This is a genomic window from Phytoactinopolyspora endophytica, from assembly GCF_004138495.1.
Classification (GTDB): domain Bacteria; phylum Actinomycetota; class Actinomycetes; order Jiangellales; family Jiangellaceae; genus Phytoactinopolyspora; species Phytoactinopolyspora endophytica.
The window spans coordinates 51,011-53,178 of the sequence record NZ_ML142863.1 but is presented as its reverse complement, the minus strand read 5'-3'; the positions used below and the strand labels follow the sequence as shown (position 1 = coordinate 53,178).

Below are 2,168 nucleotides of genomic sequence, written 5' to 3'. Positions count from 1 at the left end.
CACCAGCCCCCACCACGGTGACCCGGTCGACTCCGTCGCCAGGTAACCCGCCAGGGCACCGCAGAGCATCGTGCCCTCGAGCCCGAGATTGAGTACGCCGGCGCGCTCGGTGATCAGCTCGCCGAGCGCCGCGACGGCGACCGGGATGGCGAGGCGAAGCGCGGCGGTCAGCGTGCCCAAGGTCAGGATCGTCTCGATGGTCATCGTCATCGCCTCCTGCGGTGGGCGAGGGTCTCGCCGATGACGAAGAAGAACACGATGAGCACCTGCACGACGGTGGAGGTGCTCGACGGGATGGTGAATACCCGGGCGGCGGAGTCGAAGCCGACGGAGATGGCGGCCATGGCGACGGCCGCCATGAGCGCGCCCACCGGATGCAGCCGCCCGAGCAGGGCCACCATGATCGCGGTGAAGCCGAGTCCCGTGGAGAAGGCGGGCGTCATCGTGGTGGCGACACCCGCCACCTGGACGTATCCGGCGAGGCCGGCGAGCGCCCCGGCGCAGGCGAGCACGCCGAGCGTCATCCGGCCGGTGCTGACCTCGTTGGTCCGCAGGACGCCCGGACTGGATCCCATGACCGCGATCCGCAGACCGAATCGGGTCCGGTTCAGGGCGACAGCGACGACTGGAACGGCGAGCAGGGCGACGACGACGCCCGCGTGCGGGCCACTGCCCCCGATGTCCGGCAGCGCGGCGTCGCCGATCGGCAGGCTCTTCGGCGTGAAGGACTCGTCGTTCCGCACACCCACGCGCACCGCCCAGGTCAGCAGCGCGATCGCGAGATAGTTGAGCAGAATGCTGGTGATGACGACGCTGGCCTTGAACCGGTTGAGCATGACGGCGCTGAGACCGGACCAGACCGCTCCACCGGCCATGCCGGCGATCGCCGCCGTGCCGACAAGCAGCGCGGCCGGGAGCCCGTCAGCGAGCCCGCTGGTCGCCCACGCGAGCGCGGCGAGCCCACCGACGACGAACTGTCCCTCGGAGCCGATCGTGAATAGCTTCGCCCGGTAGGCGAGTGCGACGCCCAGGGCCAGCAGTACCAGCGGGGTGGCGGCCGTCGATGTGTTCCGCAGCGCGCGGGTCGAGCCGAGCGCTCCGGTTAGCACCTCACCGTAGGCAGAGCCGGCCGCCACCCCTTGCAGCTGCATGAGCACGCCGCCGGCGACCAAGGCCGCCGCGACCGACGCGAGCGGGATCAGCACGTCCAGGACGGGCCCCTTCGGCCGCAGCCAGGACGTCTCTTGCGACCCGCCGGGTCCTTCGACGGCGGCGCCGGACGGCTCGTTGATCGTTGGCGCAGCCGTCATGCGGTGCCCACCGCTCGTGCCGGCTCGTGTGCCGCGCCACCCATGGCGACCGCGATCGCGTCGCGATCGAACGGCGGGTCGAATAGCCGGACCGGACGGCCGGCGACCAGCACAACGAGCCGGTCGCAGACCGCCAGCAGTTCGTCCAGTTCGGCTCCGAACCAGACTACCGCGGCGCCGGCTTCGGACGCTTCGACGATCCGGTGGGTAATGGTCTCACTTGCGCCCGGGTCGAGCCCTCTGACCGGGTACGCGGCGATCACCACGTCCGGCCGGGCGCCGCGTTCCCGGCGGTCCCGTCCCCGGCCGTCGATCTCCCGGGCCAACACGACCTTCTGGGCGTTGCCTCCGGACAGCGCCGAGACCCTCGTGCGCGGACCGCCACCTCGGACGTCCCATGGCCCGAGCGTCCCGTCCGCGTGGCGTTCACGCTGCTCCCGCCGGTGTCGCCAGCGCGGTCCGCGACCGAGCTCGAGGTTGTCCGTGATCGTCAGCTCGCCGGCGAGCGCACGCTGGTAGCGGTCGGAGGGAATGTAGGCGACGCCGGCGTCCACCCGGGCACGGGGCTGCCGGGGATCGTGCGAGAGGCCGGTGACGCGTCCGGACTCCGGTTGGTCGAGCCCGACGAGCACGCTCTCCAGCTCGGCCTGGCCGTTGCCGTCGACGCCCGCCACGCCGAGGATCTCGCCCGCGTGCACGTCCAGCGTGCAGTCGACGAGCCTGCCGAGGCTGACCTGGTCCAGGCGGATCCGCGGTGGGATATCCGCCGGCTGTCGCGGCGTGCTCCTGACGCGTTCATAAGTACCGGTCGCGGGTGCGCCGACCATGAGCGTGGCCAGGGTCGACCGGGTGTGCGCG

At 71.8% G+C, this 2,168-nt stretch carries 3 protein-coding genes; all 3 read right to left on the bottom strand.

Annotated features, from left to right (window positions below; all coding sequences use genetic code 11):
* Nucleotides 1-204: ABC transporter permease subunit (locus tag ELR45_RS35755; RefSeq protein WP_420813942.1), on the bottom strand; the 204-nt coding region annotated here is incomplete at its 3' end.
* Between the two features lie 2 nt (nucleotides 205-206).
* Complete coding sequence (locus ELR45_RS24455; RefSeq protein ID WP_129668685.1) at nucleotides 207-1,310, bottom strand: ABC transporter permease; 1,104 nt, start codon at nucleotides 1,308-1,310, stop codon at nucleotides 207-209.
* The coding region (locus ELR45_RS24450) for an ATP-binding cassette domain-containing protein (protein ID WP_165368072.1) at nucleotides 1,307-2,168 on the bottom strand (862 nt) is incomplete at its 5' end. The genes ELR45_RS24455 and ELR45_RS24450, both read right to left, overlap by 4 nt.